Genomic DNA, 3,636 nt, shown 5'->3' with positions numbered 1-3,636 from the left:
AGCAACTCTAACAACTTAACAATTCTAACAGCCGCTTAACAACTATTAAATGTAAGATGAAATGAACATAGATAAGTTTACCACAACACTATTATGCAAGTTCCATCAGACCAATAACTTAGACTATTTAGTGTCTGTCCATAAAATGCCATTTACTGTGTTACGCTCGTCCGAAAATTACTCATTTACGATAAGTAAACTCCGTATTTTCGGACTTCGCAAGCCTTGTAAATGACACTTTCTGAACAGACACATGATAAGTAGGAAACTTTTCCCACTTTATAGACAGGTACTAAATAAATTCTATTATTGATATGGACCGGATCGTTAAATTTCTCACATCGCGCCAACTCATGGGGGCATTATTTATTATTCTGGCAACTGTTCTTGCCATTGCCACCTTCCTTGAAAACGATTTTGGTTACCGGGCTGCCCGGGCCATGGTTTACAACACCTGGTGGTTCGAGCTTATTTTTGTGCTTATGGGCATCAATCTGTTTGGCAATTTGTTTGCTTTCAATATGTGGAAGTGGGAAAAAGCACCGGTTCTGTTGTTCCATCTTGCCTTCTTTGTTATTATTATCGGGGCTGCAGTTACGCGCTATATCGGGTATGAGGGCAATATGCCCATCCGCGAAGGCGAAACTTCAAATACCATCTATACGGTTGACGGGTACGTATCGATGGAAGTAAATGACCGGTCGGGAACCAGGGCAATTCACAAGCCGGTTTTCCTTTCGGAAAAAACACCGCACGAGTTTTCAGAAAAAGTTGATATCAACGGCAAAAACTATAAAATCAGAAGTGTCGATTATACTCCCAATGCTGCTATTCGACCCGTTCGTCAAAAAGGCGGATATCCTCTTCTGGGACTTCTGGTATCGTCTACCGACGGTAGAAAAGAGCATTTCGTGGCACCTCAACAAACCATACAGATCAATGGTCTCAGAATTGCTTTTGAGCCTGACAATAAGAACCAGGCTGATATGATCATCAATCGTTCGGAAGAAGAAGAGAGACTGACCATAACGGCCAACCGGGTTATGACCCAATCGTCCATGGGAACTCATCAGCAGGACAGTATTAGCCCGGGAACGCCGGTTAAACTTGCTACAGGCCAACTTTATTCTGTTGACGGAATAAAGCTGGCAATGAGTCGTTTCTGGCCCGAGGCTGAAATCGCCCCGGTTTCTGTTCCGGCGCAAGGAGGGCCGTCGATGACCGATGTGGTAACTTTCTGTATCGATGACGGCAAAACATCTGAGACCATTCATGTTTCCGGGAAAGTAGGAGAAGTAGGTAGCGCGGAGACCATTCATATCAATAACGGAACCATTCATCTTCGTTATGGCTCCCTCCCGCTTGAACTCCCCTTCTCCATCCGGCTCAACGACTTTCAGCTTGAGCGTTACCCGGGTTCGGAAAGCCCTTCTTCCTATGCAAGCGAAGTTACTGTTATCGATGCTGCCAACAATCAAACGATGGACTATCGAATCTTCATGAACAACATACTTAATTACGGGGGTTATCGTTTCTACCAGTCTTCCTACGACCCCGACGAAAAAGGGACCATCCTTTCTGTTAATCACGATTTCTGGGGAACGCTTATCACCTACATTGGTTATTTCCTGATGAGCGTTAGCATGATTTGGTCATTGTTTGCACCGGGAACAAGGTTCAGAAAATTGCTGCAGAAAACCGACCAGCTATATAAGCAACGAAAAGGAGTGGTTACTGCCCTCCTCTTTATGCTGGCAGTAAGTGTTTCGGGACAGGACATGCCGCCAAAGCCTGATGCTGAAGTGACAGATGCCCTGGGAATGATCTGGGTTCAGGACAAAGGTGGCCGCATAAAACCGCTCAACACCATGCATCAGGAGGTTATGGTAAAACTGGTAAAACACAACTCGTTCAAAGGCTTTAACCCCGATCAGATGCTTTTGGGTATACTCACCCACCCTGCCGAATGGCAGCAAGTACCTTTGATTACCGTTAAGCATCCCGAGTTAAGAAGAATACTGAATGTCAAGAAGAAAAAAGCTTCGTTCAGCGACTTTTTCAATGCCGACCACACCTATAAGATCAACAACCAGGTGGATGCCGCCTACAGAAAAAACCCGGCACAGAGGGATAAACTGGAGCAGGAGCTCATAAAAGTCGATGAGCAGGTCAATGTTTTTTACATGGCACAATCGGGGAAGTTGCACAGGCTCTTTCCGGTAAATAATGACCGGGAAACACCGTGGCTTACCCCGGTGGAGGAACCTTCCCGACAGTTGACGGCCGAAGACAGCCTGTTTCTAACTTCTGCACTACCCTCCTTTATTGTTTCTGTACGCGAGGGGAACAACGACAAAGCATTGAAAATTATACAGGACATTAAAAGATACCAGGAGGTACACGGAGGCAGCCTGCTGCCGACAAAATCCAGGATGAAGGCCGAAATCTTATATAATCGTCTGAATATTTTCATGTGGCTTGCTACCTTCTTTTTTGCATTAGGTATCATCCTTGTACTTTACAATATTGCGGGCCTGGTATATCCTCCTTTGCACAAAAAGTGGATACAAATCTTAGCTTTATGGCTAATTTTAGCAGGCTTTGCATACCATTCCTTCGGCCTTGCACTGCGTTGGTATATATCAGGCCATGCACCGTGGAGCAATGGCTATGAGTCGATGATATTTATAGCCTGGGCACTGCTATTGGCCGGTTTACTTTTCAGCCGCCGGTCGCCACTGGTTTTGTCCGTTACTGCACTCTTTGCGGGCATAGTTTTGATGGTATCGCATCTGAGTTGGATGAATCCGGAAATCACAAACCTGGTGCCGGTACTTAAATCCTATTGGTTGACGCTGCATGTTGCAGTGATTATAGGGGGTTACGGATTTATGACATTAGGTGCTTTGCTTGGGTTTATGAATTTGTTGCTGACCGGACTTCAAACAAAAAACAATAAAGCCCGGGTGGGAGCTACTATCGACGAGCTCACAGCCATCAATGAAATGGCTCTTATAGTTGGACTTTATCTGATGACCATCGGTTCCTTTCTCGGCGGAGTATGGGCCAATGAATCGTGGGGACGTTATTGGGGATGGGACCCCAAAGAGACCTGGTCGCTCATTACCATTCTCATTTATGCTTTTGTGGTGCACATGCGTATGATCCCCGGCCTCCGCGGGCGACTGGCTTTTAATACGGCATCGCTTCTGGCATTCGCATCGGTGATCATGACCTATCTGGGAGTAAACTACTATCTGACAGGCATGCATTCTTATGCTGCAGGCGATCCTGTTCCCATACCCTCAGCGGTTTATTATTCGGTAGTGGTTGTGGCCGTATTAATTGGTTATGCTTATTGGAAGAATAATAAAATAGCAGCAGAATAGGAACGACAGGATTTTAAGTGTAGTGAAATATAAACTTTGCACTTAGTCATGTACTTACCACCAAACTCCGCTGTTGCTCACAAACGAAATGTATCTGCCGCAGGGCGACCAGCTGGGAACATTGATGGTACCCTGCCCCCCATACAGATAAGCAATAATTTCAGGATCGCCCCCATCAATGGGCATCCGGCGAAGATAAACGTGTTTGTAAAACGGGTGATCGCCGGCATCAACTTCAGGACCATAA

General features: G+C 45.6%; 1 protein-coding gene and 1 pseudogene. One reads left to right on the top strand and one right to left on the bottom strand.

All coding sequences use genetic code 11. From position 1 onward, the window contains the following. Positions 1 to 314 precede the first annotated feature (314 nt). A complete protein-coding gene (gene ccsA / locus OQ5_RS0112750; protein ID WP_016777854.1) occupies positions 315 to 3,389 on the top strand; it encodes a cytochrome c biogenesis protein CcsA in 3,075 nt (1,024 codons plus the stop codon). 54 nt (positions 3,390 to 3,443) lie between these two features. Here ccsA and OQ5_RS21045 read toward each other — a convergent pair. Further along, positions 3,444 to 3,636, bottom strand: a pseudogene (locus tag OQ5_RS21045) (biopolymer transporter TolR); the annotation flags it as partial.

The sequence above is a fragment of the Anaerophaga thermohalophila str. Valhall genome (genome assembly GCF_000250735.1).
In the GTDB taxonomy this organism is placed as follows: domain Bacteria; phylum Bacteroidota; class Bacteroidia; order Bacteroidales; family Marinilabiliaceae; genus Anaerophaga; species Anaerophaga thermohalophila_A.
The sequence above is the reverse complement of the archived record's forward strand: the minus strand, read 5'-3'. Positions and strand labels throughout refer to the sequence as shown.